Below are 17,120 nucleotides of genomic sequence, written 5' to 3' on the forward strand. Positions count from 1 at the left end.
GCGGCGTGACAGATCCGGGCGGTGAGGGTACCCTCGCCGCTGGTGCTTGCCGTGCCCGCCGTCCTGCCCAGGAGACACTGAATGAGTCAAGCGATTGAAATCAAGGTGCCGGATATCGGCGATTACGACGCCGTTCCCGTCATCGAAGTGCACGTGAAACCGGGCGACACCATCCAGGCCGAGGACGCCCTGGTGACACTGGAGTCGGACAAGGCCACGATGGACGTGCCGTCGCCGCAGGGCGGCGTCGTCAAGGAAGTCAAGATCAAGGTCGGCGACAACGTCTCCGAAGGCGCCGTGCTGGTGATGCTGGAACCGGCCGGCGCCGCCGCCGCCGCACCCGCGCCGGCCGCAGCGGCACCGGCCCCCGTGGCCGCTGCGCCCGCTGCCGCGCCGGCCCCGGCGCCCGCCAGCGCGCCCGCGCCGGCCGCCGCCACCGGCCCCATCGAGGTCAAGGTGCCGGACATCGGCGACTACGACGCGGTGCCCGTGATCGAAGTCCACGTCCAGCCCGGCGACACCATCAAGGCCGAGGACGCGCTGGTCACGCTGGAATCCGACAAGGCCACGATGGACGTGCCTTCGCCCGCCGCCGGCGTGGTCAAGGAAGTCAAGGTCAAGATCGGCGACAACGTGTCCCAGGGCACGCTGATCCTGATTCTCGAAGGCGCGGGCGCCGCGCCTGCCGCCAGCGCCCCGGCGCCGGCCGCCGCCGCGCCCGCGCCGGCTGCTGCCGTTGCCGCGGCACCGGCGCCGCAGGCCGCGCCGGCTCCCGCCGCTGCGCCCACTGCCGCGCCCGCCGCCGGCGTGACCGGCGCCGCCGCCCACGCCAGCCCCTCGGTGCGCAAGTTCGCGCGCGAGCTCGGCGTGGACGTGTCGCGCGTGCCGGGCACCGGCCCCAAGGGCCGCATCACGCAGGACGACGTGCAGCGCTTCGTCAAGGGCGTGATGAGCGGCCAGACCGCCGCCCCGGCGCAAGCCGCGGCCGCCCCGGCCGGCGGCGCGGGCCTGAACCTGCTGCCGTGGCCGAAGGTCGATTTCACCCGCTTCGGCGAGATCGACAGCAAGCCGCTGTCGCGCATCAAGAAGATCTCGGGCGCCAACCTGCACCGCAACTGGGTCATGATCCCGCACGTCACCAACAATGACGAGGCGGACATCACCGAGCTGGAAGCCTTCCGCGTGCAGCTCAACAAGGAAAACGAGAAGTCGGGCGTCAAGGTCACGATGCTGGCCTTCATCATCAAGGCCACCGTGGCGGCCCTGAAGAAATTCCCGAACTTCAACACCTCGCTCGACGGCGACAACCTCGTCTACAAGAAGTACTTCAACATCGGCTTCGCGGCCGATACGCCGAACGGCCTGGTCGTGCCGGTGCTGAAGGACGCGGACAAGAAGGGCGTGCTCGAGATCAGCCAGGAAATGGGCGAGCTCGCCAAGGCCGCGCGCGACGGCAAGCTCAAGCCGGACCAGATGCAGGGCGGCTGCTTCTCGATCTCGTCGCTCGGCGGCATCGGCGGCACGCATTTCACGCCGATCATCAACGCGCCGGAAGTGGCCATCATGGGCGCCAGCAAGTCGTACATGAAGCCGGTCTGGGACGGCAAGCAGTTCGTGCCGCGCCTGGTGCTGCCGCTGTCGCTGTCGTACGACCACCGCGTCATCGACGGCGCCGAGGCGGCGCGCTTCAACGCGTATCTCGGCCAGTTGCTGGCGGACTTCCGCCGCATCATCCTTTAAGGCGGGCAGGGCGCGCGCGGCCCGCCGCGCGTGCCTGTCGCCGGCCCGGGCGCCGCCCGCCGGCAGGCCCACGGCCCAACAGGAAGCGAACAGGAAGCGAAATCCATGACCACCTGCGTCGTCGTCAAGAAGGCCGGTGAAGTGGCGATTGCCGCCGATGCGCTGGTGACGTTCGGCGACACGCGGCTCACGCGCGCCTACGAGCGCAACCAGAAGGTGTTCCCGGTGGGCGAGAGCTTCGTCGCGCTGGCCGGGACCACGGCGCATTTCCCGGTCATGCGCAGCCTGCTGGCCGGGCTCGGCGAGGACTGCCGGCTGGGCTCGCGGGACGAGGTCTTCCGGACCTTCCTCAAGGTGCACGAAAAGCTCAAGAACGAGTATTTCATCAACACCAAGGAAGACGAGGACGACCCCTACGAGTCATCGCAGATCGTCTGCCTGATCGCCAATCCGGCGGGCATCTTCGGCGTCTACTCGTACCGCGAGGTGTTCTCGTTCGACCGCTTCTGGGGCATCGGCTCGGGGCGCAACTATGCGCTCGGCGCCATGCACGCGGTGTTCGAGCGGCCCGGGCTGGGCGCGGCGGACATCGCCCGCATCGGCGTGGACGCGGGCGTGGAGTTCGACAAGAGTTCGGCGGGGCCGATCGAAGTACAGGTGGTGCAGTTGCGCGACATGCCCGGCGACGGGGCAACCAATAACGACGGCGCGGCCCGCATCTGAGGCGGGGCGCGTTCTTGAGGAGCAAAGCATGAGTGTGATCGAAGTCCAGGTGCCGGATATCGGCGATTTCGACGCGGTGGAAGTCATCGAGGTGCTGGTCAAGGCCGGCGACACGATCGAGCTGGAGCAGTCGCTGATCGTGCTCGAGTCCGACAAGGCCAGCATGGACGTGCCCGCCTCGGCCGCCGGCAAGGTGGTCGAGGTGCGCGTGAAAGTGGGCGACAAGGTCGCCAAGGGCGCCGTGATCTGCACGGTGGAAAGCGAAGCGGCCGCCAAGCCGGCCGCCCCGGCGCCCGCGCCGGCAGCCGCGCCCGCCGCCGCCGCTCCGGCCCCGGCAGCGGCTCCCGCCGCCGCCACGCACGCCGGCAGCGCCGACATCACCTGCGAGATGCTGGTCCTGGGCTCGGGTCCCGGCGGCTACTCGGCCGCCTTCCGCAGCGCCGACCTCGGCATGAGCACGGTGCTGGTCGAGCGCTACGGCACGCTCGGCGGGGTCTGCCTGAACGTGGGCTGCATCCCGTCCAAGGCGCTGCTGCACAACGCCGCCGTGATCGACGAAGCCAAGGCGCTGGCCGCGCACGGCATCCTGTTCGGCGAAGCCAAGATCGACCTCGACGGCCTGCGCCACTACAAGGACACGGTGGTCGGCAAGCTCACCGGCGGCCTGTCCGGCATGGCCAAGACCCGCAAGGTGCAGGTGGTGCGCGGCATCGGCACCTTCCTCGACCCGCATCACCTCGAAGTGCAGGAAACCGAAGGCGAGGGCAAGGCCACCACCGGCAAGAAGACCGTGATCCGCTTCGAGAAGGCGGTGATCGCGGCCGGCAGCCAGGCGGTCAAGCTGCCGTTCATTCCCGAGGACCCGCGCATCATCGACTCGACCGGCGCGCTGGAGCTGCCGGAAGTGCCGAACAAGATGCTGGTCATCGGCGGCGGCATCATCGGGCTGGAAATGGCCACCGTGTACAGCACGCTGGGCGCCAGCATCGACGTGGTGGAAATGCTCGACGGCCTGATGCAGGGCGCCGACCGCGACCTCGTCAAGGTCTGGGACAAGATGAACAAGCAGCGCTTCGGCAAGGTCATGCTCAAGACCAAGACCGTGGGCGTGGAAGCCAGGCCGGACGGCATCTACGTCAGGTTCGAGGGCGAGCAGGCGCCGGCCGAGCCGCAGCGCTACGACCTCGTGCTGGTGTCGGTGGGCCGCGTGCCCAACGGCAAGAAGATCGGCGCCGAGAAGGCCGGCGTGGCCGTGACCGAGCGCGGCTTCATCGACGTCGACAAGCAGATGCGCACCAACGTGCCGCACATCTTCGCCATCGGCGACATCGTCGGCCAGCCGATGCTGGCGCACAAGGCGGTGCACGAGGCGCACGTCGCCGCCGAGGCCGCGCACGGCGAGAAGGCCTACTTCGACGCCAAGCAGATCCCGTCGGTGGCCTTCACCGATCCTGAGGTGGCCTGGGCCGGCGTGACCGAAGACCAGTGCAAGGCGCAGGGCATCAAGTACGCCAAGAGCGTGTTCCCGTGGGCCGCTTCCGGCCGCGCCATCGCCAATGGCCGCGACGAAGGCTTCACCAAGCTGATCTTCGACGAGGAAACCCACCGCATCATCGGTGGCGGCATCGTCGGCACGCATGCCGGCGACCTCATCAGCGAAGTGTGCCTGGCGATCGAGATGGGCGCCGACGCGGTGGACATCGGCAAGACCATCCATCCGCACCCGACGCTGGGCGAATCGATCGGCATGGCAGCCGAGATCTACGAAGGCGTCTGCACGGACGTGCCGCCGCCGCGCAAGCGCTGAACGGCACGGTAGTCCTGGTCCGCCGCGAGGCCCGCCATTGCGGCGGGCCTTTTTCTTGCCCTTAAATCGCAATTAACGGCCAGATAATCAAGCCGACCGACCGCGCGGCCATGCCGCGGCATGCCGGCATGCATGGCCGGGGAGGGGATGCGCGGGGGCAGCGGCGGGCGCGCCCGCGATGGGGCGCGGCCTTGCCGCGGGGGCGCTTTGTTCCTGCTTCACTTGTTTCCCTTCAGCGGGCAGGTGCTGAAGCCCAGGATGGGATACAGCGGGCAAAAGCCAGCCAGGCCGGTGAGCAGCGGCACCAGGCCCAGCCAGCCCCACCAGCCCACCGTGCCCGTGGCCGCGAGGGCAACCAGCACCACGCCCACAAGGATGCGCAGGACACGATCGATACCGCCGACATTGGATTTCATAAGACCTCCTGTTGACAACGAAAAAACGGACAAAAAAACGGATTGGGAAGCGGACAAGAAAGACGGCTCAGTCCGCCATGACCCGGCGATTCCACGGCGCCTTCATCAACACGCGCGCCAGCCCGCAGTAGCCGGAAACGCCCGCGAACAGCAGTCCCGCGCCGACGAAGCCGGCCAGTGCCAGGAACCAAGGCGACACGGTGATGCCCAGCGCGGTGCCCAGCAGGACCAGCGCGCCCGCGGCGATCTGCACCTGGCGCTGCAGCTCCAGTGGCTGGCGGGCGTCGGCCACCACGGGCAGGCCGGCGCGCTTCCAGCCATCCAGCCCGCCTTCGAGCAGATAGCCTTCCCCGGCCACGCAGGCGCGCAGCCGCTGCGCGTTCATCTGCGTGCGGTTGCCCGAGCGGCAGTAGAAGATGACCACCGCCGCGCCGTCGGCCGGCAGCGGCTGCGCCGCAAGCCGGTCCAGCGGCATGTGGCGCGATTCGGCAATGTGCTCGCGGGCGCGTTCGTCGGCGGCGCGGATGTCCACCAGCACCGCGCCGTGGTCCAGGCGCTGGCGGGCCGCTTCGGGAGACAGGGTCTTCAGGGTCATGTCGGGTACGTCGCAACAATGGTGGATCAGGGGCAGAAGATGTCCTTGAGCGTAGCGATGAGCTTGGCCACATTCGGGTCCTCGACCCGGTAGTACAGCGTCTGCGCTTCGCGCCGGTACATCACCAGACCTTCTTCGCGCATCCGGGCCAGATGCTGCGACAGCGCAGAAGGACTGAGGGCGACGAATTCATTGATCGCGCCCACGGTCATCTCGCCGTGCTCCAGCAGCAGGCACAGCACCAGCAACCGGTTGGGGTTGCCCACCGCCTGCAGCAGCGCGGCGGCCTGTATGGCACTGTCCTGCAAGCGTTCAAGATCGGATTTGCGTTGGGTCATGCTTCGGGGGCTCTTTCGGCGTACATCATATTTTAGAAATTTCTAAATTAGAATAAACTAAAGTAAGCGTTTCGGGAAGGGCTGGCTCGCCATCCGATCCGCCGCGCGATCCGCCATTCACCCTCGACAAGGAAGCTCCCCGTGACCACGCAATACAAGCAACTCACCCAGCGCATCTCCGGCAACCTCGCTCAATTGCACACGACCCAGGCCGGCGTGATGAAAGGCTTCGGCGACCTGGGCAAGGCCGCGATGGCGGGCGGCGCGCTCGATCCCAAGACCAAGGAACTGATCGCGCTGGCCGTGGGCGTGGCCGCGCGCTGCGACGGCTGTATCGGCTTTCACACCAGGGCGCTGGCGCGGCTGGGCGCGACCACGGAGGAGGTGCACGAAGCGCTGGGCGTGGCCATCTACATGGGCGGCGGCCCGGTGGCCATGTATGCCGCCAATGCCGTGGCCGCCTTCAATGAATTCGCCGCGCCCGCGCAGGCCTGAACAGGAGGGGAGGAAGGATGCGGACCGCCGCATCAGGGTGGCCGCGTGGCCGCGCGCGAATCAGGCGTGCCGCGCGACGGACTGCCGGCGCAGCCGGTCGATGCGCGCCCGGCGCCGGGCAGAAAAAAACCCGGCGCATGGCCGGGTATTAACGGTATTGGAATACAAGAAACCGGATACCGAGGAGACATCGGTGGAGGGCGGGGAACCGGTGGTTCGTGGTTCCCGCTTGCCTTCGTTGGCAAAACGCGCCGGCGCGTGCCATGCGTGCTTTGCCAACGAACCGGCCGGAGCCGGTCCGTCTGCCGCGTGCGCTGCTTAGGCGGCGGTGGTGGTGGCCTTCTTGGTCGCGGTGCGAGCCGAGGCGCTGGCTTGCTGGGCGGCCTTGGTGGCGGCCGAGGCGGCTGCCTGGAAGTTGCTTTCAGCGATTTCCACAGCCTGCTTGGTGGCCTTCTGGACCGACTCGTAGGCGTTGTTGGCGGCGCTGATCGCCGACTTCACGATGGCCACGGTGGATTCCGAACCGGCCGGGGCGTTCTTGGCGAAGTTCTCGACCAGGGCTTGCACCTTCTTCGAGCTCTCGGCCAGCTGGGCTTCGGCGACCTTGGTGAATTCCGACTGGGTTTCCGAGGCGATTTCGTACAGGTGGCGGCTGTAGGCCAGGGTCTTTTCGGCGACCGGCTGGACCAGCGAAGCCTGGATGGCCAGGAATTCCTGGGGATCCTTGGCGGACAGCGCCTTCTTGGCGTTGTCGACGTTTTCTGCGAAAGTCGCCTTGACCACTTGCAGGTTCAGCTCGACCAGCTTTTCAACGCCTTCGAATGCCTTGGTGGTCAGGCCGAAGATGGTTTCCAGGTTGGCTTTTTGCGCTGCAGCGACTTGTTCCGGGGTGAAGTTCATGCGAGTCTCCAATGATGAAGTTCAAGATCATGCAAAATTAGGCCGCCCAGATGTCAAAGCCATGACGAATAGCAGTCTCTCGTCAGCCAGCCCCAGGCGCAGGAGGTTGCCGACACGCTCCGCCTGCTTGGCAAAGTCGGATGGTGCGCCGCAACAATTCCAATTGTAGGGAAAAGAAAAAGGCTGTCAAGGTCTTCTTGTGCATTGCACAAATAAATCTCCCCGAAGTCCTCGCTGACCGTCCTCCCGGAAGCCGATGCCGGTGGCGCATGCCGCACGTGAAACCGTTGCCGGCACGGCGTTTCCCGGGCCGGGGCGGGGCGCCTGGCGCCGTACGCCCGCGGCGCGGCAGTGCTACCATCGCGGTCTGCCGGAAGCGCCGTTTCCGCAGGCGCAGCCGGCCGCGCCACGCCGGTTTCCCGTTGCCCATGCTTGCCTTCTACGCCGATCATTTCGTCCTGCCGCTGCCCGAGGGCCATCGTTTCCCGATGCGCAAGTACAGCATGCTCAGGGACGCGGTCGGGCGCGAGGTGCCGGGGCTGACGCTGGCCGAGGCACCGCGCGCCGGGGACGACGCCCTGCTGCTGGCGCATACCCGCGAATACGTCGACAGCGTGTCGCGCGGCCAGCTCGATCCGGCGCGCCAGCGCGAGATCGGCTTCCCGTGGTCGGAGGCGATGGTGGAGCGCTCCCGGCGCTCGGCCGGCGCCACCATCGCGGCCTGCCGCGCCGCGTGCCAGGAGGGCATCGCCGTCAACCTCGCCGGCGGCACGCATCACGCCTATGCGGACAAGGGCGGCGGTTTCTGCGTGTTCAACGACGCCGCCGTCGCCGCCCGCCAGTTGCGCCGCGACGGACTGGCCGGGCGCGTGGCGGTGGTGGACCTCGACGTGCACCAGGGCAACGGCACCGCCGCCATCCTGCGCGGCGATCCCTTCGTCTTCACGCTGTCGCTGCATGGCGAGAAGAACTATCCGTTCCGCAAGGAAGCGAGCGATCTCGACGTCGGCCTGCCGGACGGCTGCGGCGACGACGCCTATGCCGAGGCGCTGCAGGGCGCGCTCGATACGCTGTTCGTCCGCTTTGCCCCGGACCTCGTGATCTATCTGGCCGGCGCCGACCCGCATGAAGGCGACCGCCTCGGCCGCCTCAAGCTGACGCTGGCCGGGCTGGCGCGGCGCGACCGCATGGTGTTCGACGCGGCCTGGCAGCGCGGCCTGCCGGTCGCCGTGGCGATGGCGGGCGGCTACGGCAACCGCATCGAGGACACCGTGGCGGTGCACGCCCAGACGGTCGCGCTGGCGGCGCAATATCACGCGCGCCGGCGTGCCGCCACGGCCGCGATGGCGTTGCCCTGACGACGCGCCGCCGAAGCCTGCCCTCCCGCCACCGATCTGCCACCACGCTCCCGCCACCGATGAAACCGACCGCCGACACGCGCAGCGCCTACCGCCACTTCCAGCCCATCACCACGCGCTGGATGGACAACGATGTCTATGGCCACGTCAACAACGTCGTCTACTACAGTTATTTCGATACCGTCGTGAACACCTACCTGATCCGTCAGGGCGTGCTCGACATCGAGGCGGGCGAGACCATCGGGCTGGTGATCGAGACGCAGTGCAACTACTTTTCCGCGCTGAGCTTTCCCGATACGGTGGTGGCGGGGCTGCGCGTGGCGCGGCTCGGCAATTCCAGCGTGCGCTACGAGGTGGGCCTGTTCCGCAACGACGAAGAGATTGCCGCAGCACAGGGGCATTTCGTGCACGTCTACGTGGACCGCGCCACGCGCCGTCCGGTGCCGCTGCCGGCGGCGCTGCGCGATGCGCTGCGGCCCCTGGTGCATGAGATGCCGGGAAATGGGGCCGGACAATGAGACCGGACCATGAGGCCGGGGCAGTGAGACAACAAGGATAAACGTATGGATTCGCAGCAAAGACGCGACGCCGCGGCGGTTGACCAGGCGATCATCACGCGGCGCTCGGTGCGCGCTTTTCTCGATACGCCGGTGCCGCGCGAGATGGTCAGCGAGATCCTGGCCGTGGCCAGCCGCGCGCCGTCGGGCACCAATGTGCAGCCGTGGCGGGTCTACGTGCTGACCGGCGAGGCCAAGCTCAAGCTGTCGGCCGACGTGCTGGCGGCATACGACGATCCGCAGCGCGACAGCAAGTACCGCGAGGAATACCCGTACTACCCGCGCGAGTGGGTCAAGCCGTATATCGACCGCCGGCGCAAGGTGGGCTGGGACCTGTACAGCCTGCTGGAGATCAGCCGCGAGGACAAGGCGCGCATGCATGCGCAGCATTCGCGCAACTTCACCTTCTTCGATGCGCCGGTGGGCATGATCTTCACCATCGACCGCATCCTGGAGCAGGGCAGCTGGCTCGACTACGGCATGTTCCTGCAGAGCATCATGGTGGCGGCGCGCGCGCGCGGGCTCGACACTTGCCCGCAGGCCGCGTTCACGCAGTTCCATGCGGTGATTTCCAGCCACCTGCGGTTGACCGGGGACGAGATGGTGGTGTGCGGGATGGCGCTTGGCTACGCCGATCCCGCGGCCATAGAGAATACCCTTAGCACGGAACGTGAACCGGTAAGCGAGTTCGCGCGTTTCCTTTCTTGAGGGCGATCGCGGGACGGCGCGATGCGGGCCGTCCCGGTTGCATGCCGCCGCGCTGGCAAGTGCCGCGCGGCCCGCGCAAATGCGCTGGCCGCGCGTTGCCGGGGGCGGCGTGCGGTGGAATTACCACAGTCCGAGTCGGGCGCGCAGCACGTGTTGTGTGATGCTTGGATCGCTTTTTCCGTAATGCGGAATTGTTTGCAAATCGAACTTTAAAGAGGCTTCGTAAGTCTTTAATCTTGCTAACAATTTCTTTTTTTCCTAAACTGGCGCCATCCTAGCTGCGCGCTGAATGAATCATGTTCCGGTCTGATTCCTCCCTATTTTCCAGATTCTTCGGCTCTGTCCCTTTGACTGCGGTCGCGGCTTCAGTGCTGCTGTCCGTTTCCATGCTGGCCGTTCCCACGGCCGATGCCGCCACCAAGGCGGAAACGACAAAGTCTAAAAAGTCGGCAAAAATCTCGAAGTCCGAGAAAAAGCCAGCAACTCCTTCTAAAACTGTCGCTGGGCGCGCTGCGCCGCGCAAGGTTGTCGTGCTCAAGAACGGCCGGCACCAGGTGGTCGCGCAACGCCAGGCGGCGCCGGTGCGCGCCGCGTTCACGCCGGCCAAGCCGTCGCTGGGCGAGGCGCTCGGCCTGCGCAACACCGAGGACTCGCTCGCCCTGCGCTCCAGCGTGGCGCTGGTGATGGACCAGAACAGCAACGAAGTGCTGTTCCAGAAGAATTCCGCCGCGGTCCTGCCGATCGCCTCCATCACCAAGCTGATGACGGCGCTGGTGGTGATGGACTCGCACCTGCCGATGGATGAAGTCCTCACCATCGGCGAGGAAGACCGCGACAACGAGAAGCACAGCAGCTCGCGCCTGCGCTTCGGCACGCAGCTCAGCCGCCAGGAACTGCTGCTGCTGGCGCTGATGTCCTCCGAGAACCGCGCCGCTTCCGTGCTCGGCCGCAGCTACCCGGGCGGCCTGCCGGCCTTCGTGCAGGCGATGAACCGCAAGGCGCGCGAGCTTGGCATGAACGACAGCCACTTCGTCGATTCCAGCGGCCTGTCGAGCGGCAACGTCTCGAGCGCCGTGGACCTGGTGCGCATGGTCAACGCGGCCTACCGCAACCCGACCATCCGCGAGTTCACCACGCAGACCGAGCACGAAGTCAACGTGCTGGGCCGCACCCAGCACTACGTCAGCACCAACCGCCTGGTGCGCGGCGGCAACTGGGAGATCGGCCTGCAGAAGACCGGCTTCATCTCCGAGGCCGGCCAGTGCCTGGTGATGCAGGCGCGCGTGAATGGCCGCAACGTGGTGATGGTGTTCCTCGACTCGGTGGGCAAGCTGTCGCGCTTCGCCGATGCCACCCGCGTCAAGGACTGGCTGGAGCATTCGCCGTCCGGCCCGGCGCCGCATCCGTTCCCGGCCTCGCCCAACCTGACGCAGGCGCCCGCCAACAGCCCGCAGGCCGTGCTGGCCGCCCAGCAGGCGCGCGGCATCTGATGGTCGCGGCGGTGGCGGGCTGAGCCGCTGCGCGGCCCGGGTCGTCGTCCGCCGATGTCCCGCAATGAAAAAACGCGCCGTCCCCGGCGCGTTTTTTTGTCGCCGTCACGGCGGCGATGCGCTTACAGCAGCTTGCCGGGATTCATGATGCCGGCCGGGTCGAGCAGTTGCTTGATGCCTTGCATCAGGCGCAGTTCCAGCGGGTCCTTGAGGCGCAGGAAATCGTCGCGCTTGAGCTGGCCGATGCCGTGCTCGGCGCTGATGCTGCCGCCGTAGCGCGCCACTTCGTCCAGCACCTCGGCGGTCAGCGCCTTGCCGTGCACGGCCGCCCAGTCGCGTTCCGCGCCGGCCGGGCGCGACAGGTTGTAGTGCAGGTTGCCGTCGCCGAAGTGGCCGAAGATGAACGGGCGGATGCTGGGGCTGGCGGCTTTCAGGCGCGCTTCCATCGACGCCATGAAGGCCGGGATCTGCTCGATCGGCAGCGACACGTCATGCTTAAGGTGGGGGCCGTCCGCGCGCTGCGCCTCGGAGATTTCCTCGCGCAGCTTCCACAGGCTCTGCAGTTGCGCCAGCGAGGCCGAGACCGCCGCGTCGAGGCACAGCTCGCGCTCCAGCGCTTCGCCGATCACGCGCTCGAGCAGGGCGCCCAGCGCGGCCTCGTCGGTGGTGTCGGCCAGTTCCACCAGCACGTAGGCGGGATAGCGCTGGCCGAACGGCTCCTGCACGCCCTCCGCGTGGCGCAGCACGAGGTCCAGGCAGTCGCCGGTGAAGAACTCGAACGCCTGCAGCCGCGCGCCGCACTGCTCGAACAGCAGCTCGAACAGTTCCAGCGACTGCTGCGGCGACGCCACCGCCGCCAGCACCACCGAGCGTGCGTCGGTGCGCGGGAACAGGCGCAGCGAGGCGGCGGTGATCACGCCGAGCGTGCCTTCGGAGCCGATCAGCAGTTGCTTGAGGTCGTAGCCGGTATTGTCCTTGCGCAGCGCGCGCAGGCCGTGGAAGACCTCGCCGTTCGGCAGCACCGCTTCCACGCCCAGCACCAGCTCGCGCGTCATGCCGTAGCGCACCACGTTGACGCCGCCCGCGTTGGTGGCGAGGTTGCCGCCGATCTGGCACGAGTCCTCGGCCGCCAGGCTGAGCGGCAGCAGGCGGTGGGCCTCGGCCGCGGCGCGGCGCAGGTTGCCGAGGATGCAGCCGGCCTCGGCCACCATCGTGTTGGCGATGGTATCGACCGAGCGGATCGCGTTCATGCGGTCCAGGCTCAGCACCACGTTGGCGGGGCTGCTGTCGGGCGCGGCGCCGCCGCACAGGCCGGTATTGCCGCCGCGCGGCACCACCGGCACGCCGGCCTGCTGGCACAGCGCCAGGCAGCGCGCCACTTCGTCCACGCTGCGCGGGCGCACCACGGCCTGCGCGTTGCCGCGGTAAAGGCCGCGCCAGTCGGCTAGCCAGGGTGCGACCTGGTCGGGCTCGGTGGCGGCCACATCGGGGCCGAGGGCTTCGACCAGGCGGGGCAGGAAGGCGGAAGTTTGCATGGTGCTGTCCGGTAAGGCGGCGCGGCTCAGGCCGCTGGATGGGAAGGATCGGGGTGGCGCGGCGCGACCGGCAGGCCCAGCCGCGCGGCGGCGCCTTGCAGGTGCGACACCGCGGCCGCGCGCGCCAGGCCGGCGTCGCCGGCGCGGATGGCATGGAAGATCGCCAGGTGTTCCTGGTGGACCTGCTCGGACAGGCCTTCCTGCTGGCGCGTGTTGCGGCGCGCGGCATGCACGGCCTGGTGCAGCTGCAGGTTCAGGTATTGCAGCAGTTGCAGGTAATACGGATTGTGGGTGGCGGCGGCGATCGCCACGTGGAAGGCGGTATCGGCTTCCACGCTGCGGTCCGGGTCGTGCAGTTGCGCGCCGAGTTGCGCCAGCAGCGCCTGCATCCGCGCCAGTTCCTCGGCGGTGCGCCGCTGCGCCGCGAGCGCGGCGGCGGCGCTTTCCAGGTCGAGCCGCAGCTCGTAGAGGCTGGCCAGCCCGCCGCGGTCGATGCCGATTTCCTGCGGCAGCCGGAAGCCGCCGCTGCCGGTGCGCGACAGCACCGTGCTGCCGAGCCCCTGGCGGCTTTCCACCAGTCCTTGCGAGCGCAGGTGCTCGGTGACTTCGCGGATCACCGCGGGGCTGACGCCGTAGCGCTCGGCCAGTTGCTTGCCCGAAGGCAGCCGGGCGCCGACGGGATAGACGCCGTCGGCGATTTCCGCGCGCAGTTGCTGGGCGACCTGTTCGGTCAGCGTGATGGCCTTGGTTCGCATGCCCGGCAGGATACTGCTAATCAGGTTATCTGAAAACTAAGGGTAAACGCTTGGTCGAGCAGAGGGCAGAACAATGGGCAGACCAGGGGGAGGGGACGCCATCGCACGGGAAAGCCGCCGCACGAAGCGGTGGCACGAAGCGGCGGCGGGCGGGCACGATGCACGGCGCGCGTCCGTGCGACGCGCGCCGCCCAGGTCAGGCCGCGGCGACGTCGGTCGCGTAGCCCATGCCGCGCGAGATCTGCAGCGCGGTGTCCTTGAGATTCTGCAGCCAGCTTTCCTGCAGGCGGTCGGCCGGGGCCGACAGCGAGAGGCCGGCGACCAGGCGGCGCGAGTCGTCGTAGATGCCGGCGGCGATGCAGCGCACGCCGAGCTCCAGCTCCTCGTTGTCGCGCGCGTAGCCGTTGGTGCGCACCCAGTTGAGCTCGCGCTCGAGCTTGATCAGGTCGGTGATCGAGGTGCGGGTGTGGCCGGCCAGCCCGGTGCGGGTGGCGTAGTTGCGCACGCGGCTGAGCTCGTCGGCCGCCAGGAACAGCTTGCCGACCGAGGTCAGGTGCAGCGGCGCGCGCCCGCCGATGGCGCGCACCACCTGCATGCCGGAGCGCTCGCTGTAGGCGCGCTCGATATAGACGATCTCGTCGCCCTGGCGCACCGACAGGTTGACGGTCTGCCCGGTCACGCGGTGCAGCGCGCGCATCGGCGCCAGCGCCGCGTCGCGCACCGACAGGCGCGCCTTGACCAGGTTGCCCAGCTCCAGCAGCCGCATGCCGAGCCGGTAGCTGCCGGGATCGGAGCGGTCGACGAAGCGGCAGGCCACCATGTCGTTGAGGATGCGGTGCGCGGTGGAAGGATGCAGGCCGGTGGCCAGCGACAACTCCTTCAGGCTGACGGGATCCGCGTGCTGCGCGAGCGAATCCAGCAGGGTCATCATGCGTTCGATGACCTGGATGGATGTCTTGCCGGGTTCTTTGTCTGCGTCTGCCATGAGGAAATGTTGCCATGCGGCAAATTAAGCGGTTGCCTGATTCTATCTCGCATTGTGAAAATTTCAATAGGTGAAATGCGATTGCCGAACAAAACCTTGCATGCGCCAGCCTCGGTATAAGCCCTAGGAAATGCGCTGACACGCACTTTTCAATGGCATGAAAGTGGTCCCGACGGCTGTCCGACAGATGCGGCACGGTGCGCGAAAGCGCATAATTGCGGAGTTTCGGGGTCTGGAAAAGGGAAACAATGCGAGTCGGCCTGTTCGCCACCTGTCTGGTGGACCTGATGCGTCCGGAAATCGGCTTCTCGGTGCTCAAGCTGCTGGAAAAGGCGGGATACGAAGTGCTGGTGCCCGAGGCGCAGACCTGCTGCGGGCAGCCCGCCTACAACTCGGGCGAGCGCGCCGTGGCGCGCGACCTCGCCGAGAAATTCCTGCGCGAGTTCGAGATGTTCGAGTACGTGGTGATCCCGTCCGGCTCCTGCGGCGGCATGGTGCTGCATCACTACGCCGACCTGCTGCGCGACGACCCCGAGCTCAACGGCCGCTACGAAAGCCTGCGCGCGCGCGTGTTCGAGCTCACCGATTTCCTCGTCAACGTGGCGAAGCTGGGCGAGTTCGATTCGACGTTCGCCGGCCGCGTCACCTACCACGATTCCTGCTCCGGGCTGCGCGAGCTCGGCGTCAAGAGCCAGCCGCGCGCGCTGCTGGCGCACCTGCCCGGCGTGCAGCTCAGCGAGATGAAGGACTGCGAGGCCTGCTGCGGGTTCGGCGGCACCTTCTCGGTCAAGTACGGCAATATCTCGACGGCCATCGTCGACGAGAAGTGCGCCAACATCAAGGCCAGCGGCGCCGATGCCGTGGTGCTGGGCGACCTGGGCTGCATCCTGAACATCGAAGGCCGGCTGCGCCGCACCGGCGACACGCGCACGCAGGTGCTGCACATCGCGCAGGTGCTGGCCGGCGACGCCTGAGTCCGCCGGATCGGAAAACAACTTCAGCGAGATCCCGCTATGCAAGTTCGCAGCATGGAATTCAAGGCGCGCGCGGGCCAGAAGCTGGCCGACCAGCGCCTGCAGCAGAACCTCAAGAAGCTCTCCACCAAATTCGTCACCGCGCGCGCCGACGCGATGCGCGACATCGATTTCGACGCCACGCGCGAAGCGCTCAAGGAGCGCCGCAACCGCGCGCTCGACAATCTCGACGTGTGGCTCGCCACCTTCGAGGAAAACGCCACGCGGCGTGGCGCCACCGTGCTGTTCGCCGAGACCACCGCGGACGCCGCGCGGCTGGTGGCGGAGATCGCGCGCAAGCACGGCGTGAAGAAGGTCATCAAGAGCAAGTCGATGGTGACGGAGGAAATGCGCCTGAACCAGGTGCTCGGCGAGATGGGCGTGCAGAGCATCGAGACCGACCTCGGCGAATACATCCTGCAGATCAACGACGCCGAGCCGCCGTCGCACATCATCGCGCCGGTGGTGCACAAGGACAAGGAAGAGATCGCCGACCTGTTCGCCCGCGTCCACCACAAGCCGCGCCTGACCGACATCCCCGAGATGACGCGCGAGGCGCGCGAGGTGCTGCGCCCGCAATTCCTCTCGGCCGACATGGGCGTGACCGGCGGCAACTTCATCATCGCCGAGACCGGCTCGGTGGCGGTAGTGACCAACGAGGGCAACGAAGGCATGTGCACGGTGATGCCGCGCGTGCACGTGGCCGTGACCGGCATCGAGAAGGTGCTGCCCACGCTGGAAGACCTCGCCACCGTGATGCGCCTGCTGCCGCGCTCGGCCACCGGCCAGGCGATCTCGAACTATTTCTCGCTGCTCACCGGCCCGCGCGCCGCGGGCGAGCGCGACGGCCCCGAGCACATGTATTTCGTGCTGGTCGACGGCGGGCGCAGCGGCCTGATCGGCGGCGAGTTCCAGGAGATGCTGCGCTGCATCCGCTGCGGCGCCTGCATGAACCACTGCCCGGTCTACCAGAAGATCGGCGGGCATGCCTACGGCTGGGTCTATCCCGGGCCGATGGGCAGCGTGCTGACGCCGAGCTATGTCGGCCTGGCCAACGCGCTGGACCTGCCGCAGGCGGCCACGCTGTGCGGCGAATGCAACCGCGTGTGCCCGGCCTCGATCCCGCTGTCGGACCTGCTGCGCAAGCTGCGCGAAAAACAGATGGAACGCGGCCTGCGGCCCTGGCAGGAGCGGCTCGGCCTCAAGGCCTGGGGCTACGTGGCCAGCCGGCCGGGCCTGTACGCGTTCGCCACCCGCATCGGCGCGCGCCTGCTGGCGCGCATGGGCGGCAGCAGCAGGCTGATCGCCAGCCTGCCGATGGCCGGCCGCGGCTGGACCGAGACGCGCGACATGCCGGCCCCGAGCGGGCGCACGTTCCGCGAGCTGTACAAGGAAAGGAGGGCACGCCGATGAGTGTTTCTGTCTCTTCCACCGGCAACGCGCCCGCGCTGGCGGGCATGCGCGCGGCGCTGGATCAGCACCTCGGCGGCACGCTGGCGGCCGACGCGCTGGTGCGCAACTGGCGCGCGGCGGCGCCCGCGCTGACGCTGCCGCCGGTGTTCGGCCAGGCGATGGAAGAACTGCTGCGCCGGCTCGAGATGTCCGCCGTGTTCGCGCAGGACAGCTGCTCGTTCTCGGGCTCGGCGGTGACGGACCAGATGAAGCGGTGGCTGGAGAAGGCGGCCGCGGCGTAGACGGCCCGCCG

19 protein-coding genes are annotated in these 17,120 nt (G+C 67.9%); 11 read left to right on the top strand and 8 right to left on the bottom strand.

The genetic code is table 11. From position 1 onward, the window contains the following. The first annotated feature begins 81 nt into the window (after positions 1 to 81). The 3 genes from aceF (at position 82) to lpdA (ending at position 4,270) form a co-directional block, all read left to right on the top strand. Positions 82 to 1,740, top strand: a complete 1,659-nt coding sequence (gene aceF, locus ACWTPI_RS08335; protein ID WP_454731402.1) for a dihydrolipoyllysine-residue acetyltransferase — start codon at positions 82 to 84, stop codon at positions 1,738 to 1,740. 105 nt (positions 1,741 to 1,845) lie between these two features. Next, the gene (locus ACWTPI_RS08340; protein WP_020201180.1) at positions 1,846 to 2,463 is read left to right on the top strand and encodes an Ntn hydrolase family protein; all 618 of its coding nucleotides are present in this window, start codon (positions 1,846 to 1,848) and stop codon (positions 2,461 to 2,463) included. Positions 2,464 to 2,491: 28 nt separating this feature from the next. Then, a complete protein-coding gene (lpdA, locus tag ACWTPI_RS08345) occupies positions 2,492 to 4,270 on the top strand; it encodes a dihydrolipoyl dehydrogenase (protein WP_454731403.1) in 1,779 nt (592 codons plus the stop codon). 218 nt (positions 4,271 to 4,488) lie between these two features. Here the strand turns inward: lpdA and ACWTPI_RS08350 are convergent, their stop codons facing one another. The 3 genes from ACWTPI_RS08350 to ACWTPI_RS08360 form a co-directional block, all read right to left on the bottom strand. After that, positions 4,489 to 4,686, bottom strand: a complete 198-nt coding sequence (locus ACWTPI_RS08350; protein ID WP_020201182.1) for a YgaP family membrane protein — start codon at positions 4,684 to 4,686, stop codon at positions 4,489 to 4,491. A 67-nt stretch (positions 4,687 to 4,753) separates the two neighbouring features. After that, positions 4,754 to 5,281, bottom strand: coding sequence for a rhodanese family protein (locus ACWTPI_RS08355; protein WP_020201183.1), 528 nt, complete (start codon positions 5,279 to 5,281; stop codon positions 4,754 to 4,756). Between the two features lie 26 nt (positions 5,282 to 5,307). Further along, positions 5,308 to 5,619, bottom strand: a complete 312-nt coding sequence (locus tag ACWTPI_RS08360; protein ID WP_029043217.1) for an ArsR/SmtB family transcription factor — start codon at positions 5,617 to 5,619, stop codon at positions 5,308 to 5,310. A 141-nt stretch (positions 5,620 to 5,760) separates the two neighbouring features. Between ACWTPI_RS08360 and ACWTPI_RS08365 the strand changes: the two genes are divergently transcribed. Next, entirely contained in the window at positions 5,761 to 6,114 is a 354-nt protein-coding gene (locus tag ACWTPI_RS08365; protein ID WP_020201185.1) for a carboxymuconolactone decarboxylase family protein, read from the top strand. 318 nt (positions 6,115 to 6,432) lie between these two features. Here ACWTPI_RS08365 and phaP1 read toward each other — a convergent pair whose 3' ends face one another. Beyond that, on the bottom strand, positions 6,433 to 7,014 hold the full coding sequence (phaP1, locus tag ACWTPI_RS08370) for a TIGR01841 family phasin PhaP1 (RefSeq protein WP_020201186.1): 582 nt from the start codon (positions 7,012 to 7,014) through the stop codon (positions 6,433 to 6,435). Positions 7,015 to 7,442: 428 nt separating this feature from the next. On the opposite strand from phaP1, the gene ACWTPI_RS08375 reads away from it, so the two are divergent. The 3 genes from ACWTPI_RS08375 to ACWTPI_RS08385 are packed head-to-tail and all read left to right on the top strand — an operon-like array spanning position 7,443 to position 9,637. Further along, a complete protein-coding gene (locus ACWTPI_RS08375; RefSeq protein WP_454731404.1) occupies positions 7,443 to 8,372 on the top strand; it encodes a histone deacetylase family protein in 930 nt (309 codons plus the stop codon). A gap of 59 nt (positions 8,373 to 8,431) precedes the next feature. After that, the gene (locus ACWTPI_RS08380; protein ID WP_454731405.1) at positions 8,432 to 8,890 is read left to right on the top strand and encodes an acyl-CoA thioesterase; all 459 of its coding nucleotides are present in this window, start codon (positions 8,432 to 8,434) and stop codon (positions 8,888 to 8,890) included. Between the two features lie 45 nt (positions 8,891 to 8,935). Continuing rightward, on the top strand, positions 8,936 to 9,637 hold the full coding sequence (locus ACWTPI_RS08385; RefSeq protein ID WP_020201189.1) for a nitroreductase: 702 nt from the start codon (positions 8,936 to 8,938) through the stop codon (positions 9,635 to 9,637). 274 nt (positions 9,638 to 9,911) lie between these two features. Here ACWTPI_RS08385 and ACWTPI_RS08390 read toward each other — a convergent pair whose 3' ends face one another. Next, a complete protein-coding gene (locus tag ACWTPI_RS08390) occupies positions 9,912 to 10,175 on the bottom strand; it encodes a hypothetical protein (RefSeq protein ID WP_231586543.1) in 264 nt (87 codons plus the stop codon). Between ACWTPI_RS08390 and pbpG the strand changes: the two genes are divergently transcribed. Then, complete coding sequence (pbpG, locus tag ACWTPI_RS08395) at positions 10,168 to 11,127, top strand: D-alanyl-D-alanine endopeptidase (RefSeq protein WP_020201190.1); 960 nt, start codon at positions 10,168 to 10,170, stop codon at positions 11,125 to 11,127. The genes ACWTPI_RS08390 and pbpG overlap by 8 nt on opposite strands. A gap of 122 nt (positions 11,128 to 11,249) precedes the next feature. On the opposite strand, the gene ACWTPI_RS08400 is transcribed toward pbpG, so the two are convergent. The 3 genes from ACWTPI_RS08400 to ACWTPI_RS08410 all read right to left on the bottom strand — a co-directional run bounded on the left by ACWTPI_RS08400 (position 11,250) and on the right by ACWTPI_RS08410 (position 14,402). After that, positions 11,250 to 12,662, bottom strand: coding sequence for an FAD-binding oxidoreductase (locus tag ACWTPI_RS08400; protein ID WP_454731406.1), 1,413 nt, complete (start codon positions 12,660 to 12,662; stop codon positions 11,250 to 11,252). A gap of 26 nt (positions 12,663 to 12,688) precedes the next feature. Then, positions 12,689 to 13,417: a FadR/GntR family transcriptional regulator gene (locus ACWTPI_RS08405; protein ID WP_020201192.1), complete on the bottom strand. Its 729-nt coding sequence runs from the start codon at positions 13,415 to 13,417 to the stop codon at positions 12,689 to 12,691. A 196-nt stretch (positions 13,418 to 13,613) separates the two neighbouring features. Further along, a complete protein-coding gene (locus tag ACWTPI_RS08410) occupies positions 13,614 to 14,402 on the bottom strand; it encodes an IclR family transcriptional regulator (RefSeq protein WP_020201193.1) in 789 nt (262 codons plus the stop codon). A gap of 248 nt (positions 14,403 to 14,650) precedes the next feature. On the opposite strand from ACWTPI_RS08410, the gene ACWTPI_RS08415 reads away from it, so the two are divergent. From ACWTPI_RS08415 to ACWTPI_RS08425, 3 genes are read left to right on the top strand one after another with little or no spacing between them, the layout of a single operon-like run. Continuing rightward, complete coding sequence (locus tag ACWTPI_RS08415) at positions 14,651 to 15,376, top strand: (Fe-S)-binding protein (RefSeq protein ID WP_020201194.1); 726 nt, start codon at positions 14,651 to 14,653, stop codon at positions 15,374 to 15,376. A 39-nt stretch (positions 15,377 to 15,415) separates the two neighbouring features. Next, on the top strand, positions 15,416 to 16,828 hold the full coding sequence (locus ACWTPI_RS08420; protein ID WP_029043220.1) for a LutB/LldF family L-lactate oxidation iron-sulfur protein: 1,413 nt from the start codon (positions 15,416 to 15,418) through the stop codon (positions 16,826 to 16,828). Further along, the gene (locus tag ACWTPI_RS08425; protein WP_454731407.1) at positions 16,825 to 17,109 is read left to right on the top strand and encodes a hypothetical protein; all 285 of its coding nucleotides are present in this window, start codon (positions 16,825 to 16,827) and stop codon (positions 17,107 to 17,109) included. Before ACWTPI_RS08420 ends, ACWTPI_RS08425 begins: the two co-directional genes overlap by 4 nt. The last annotated feature ends 11 nt before the right edge of the window (positions 17,110 to 17,120 follow it).

Source organism: Cupriavidus ulmosensis, assembly GCF_977008105.1.

Excerpts from the sequence above, each read along its gene's own strand:
- ACWTPI_RS08360 (WP_029043217.1), bottom strand. The coding sequence starts at position 5,619 with ATGACCCAACGCAAATCCGATCTTGAACGCTTGCAGGACAGTGCCATA.
- lpdA (WP_454731403.1), top strand. The coding sequence starts at position 2,492 with ATGAGTGTGATCGAAGTCCAGGTGCCGGATATCGGCGATTTCGACGCG.
- aceF (WP_454731402.1), top strand. The coding sequence starts at position 82 with ATGAGTCAAGCGATTGAAATCAAGGTGCCGGATATCGGCGATTACGAC.
- ACWTPI_RS08405 (WP_020201192.1), bottom strand. The coding sequence starts at position 13,417 with ATGCGAACCAAGGCCATCACGCTGACCGAACAGGTCGCCCAGCAACTG.
- ACWTPI_RS08400 (WP_454731406.1), bottom strand. The coding sequence starts at position 12,662 with ATGCAAACTTCCGCCTTCCTGCCCCGCCTGGTCGAAGCCCTCGGCCCC.
- ACWTPI_RS08375 (WP_454731404.1), top strand. The coding sequence starts at position 7,443 with ATGCTTGCCTTCTACGCCGATCATTTCGTCCTGCCGCTGCCCGAGGGC.
- ACWTPI_RS08420 (WP_029043220.1), top strand. The coding sequence starts at position 15,416 with ATGCAAGTTCGCAGCATGGAATTCAAGGCGCGCGCGGGCCAGAAGCTG.
- ACWTPI_RS08425 (WP_454731407.1), top strand. The coding sequence starts at position 16,825 with ATGAGTGTTTCTGTCTCTTCCACCGGCAACGCGCCCGCGCTGGCGGGC.
- ACWTPI_RS08415 (WP_020201194.1), top strand. The coding sequence starts at position 14,651 with ATGCGAGTCGGCCTGTTCGCCACCTGTCTGGTGGACCTGATGCGTCCG.
- ACWTPI_RS08340 (WP_020201180.1), top strand. The coding sequence starts at position 1,846 with ATGACCACCTGCGTCGTCGTCAAGAAGGCCGGTGAAGTGGCGATTGCC.
- ACWTPI_RS08355 (WP_020201183.1), bottom strand. The coding sequence starts at position 5,281 with ATGACCCTGAAGACCCTGTCTCCCGAAGCGGCCCGCCAGCGCCTGGAC.
- phaP1 (WP_020201186.1), bottom strand. The coding sequence starts at position 7,014 with ATGAACTTCACCCCGGAACAAGTCGCTGCAGCGCAAAAAGCCAACCTG.
- ACWTPI_RS08385 (WP_020201189.1), top strand. The coding sequence starts at position 8,936 with ATGGATTCGCAGCAAAGACGCGACGCCGCGGCGGTTGACCAGGCGATC.
- ACWTPI_RS08350 (WP_020201182.1), bottom strand. The coding sequence starts at position 4,686 with ATGAAATCCAATGTCGGCGGTATCGATCGTGTCCTGCGCATCCTTGTG.
- ACWTPI_RS08380 (WP_454731405.1), top strand. The coding sequence starts at position 8,432 with ATGAAACCGACCGCCGACACGCGCAGCGCCTACCGCCACTTCCAGCCC.
- ACWTPI_RS08410 (WP_020201193.1), bottom strand. The coding sequence starts at position 14,402 with ATGGCAGACGCAGACAAAGAACCCGGCAAGACATCCATCCAGGTCATC.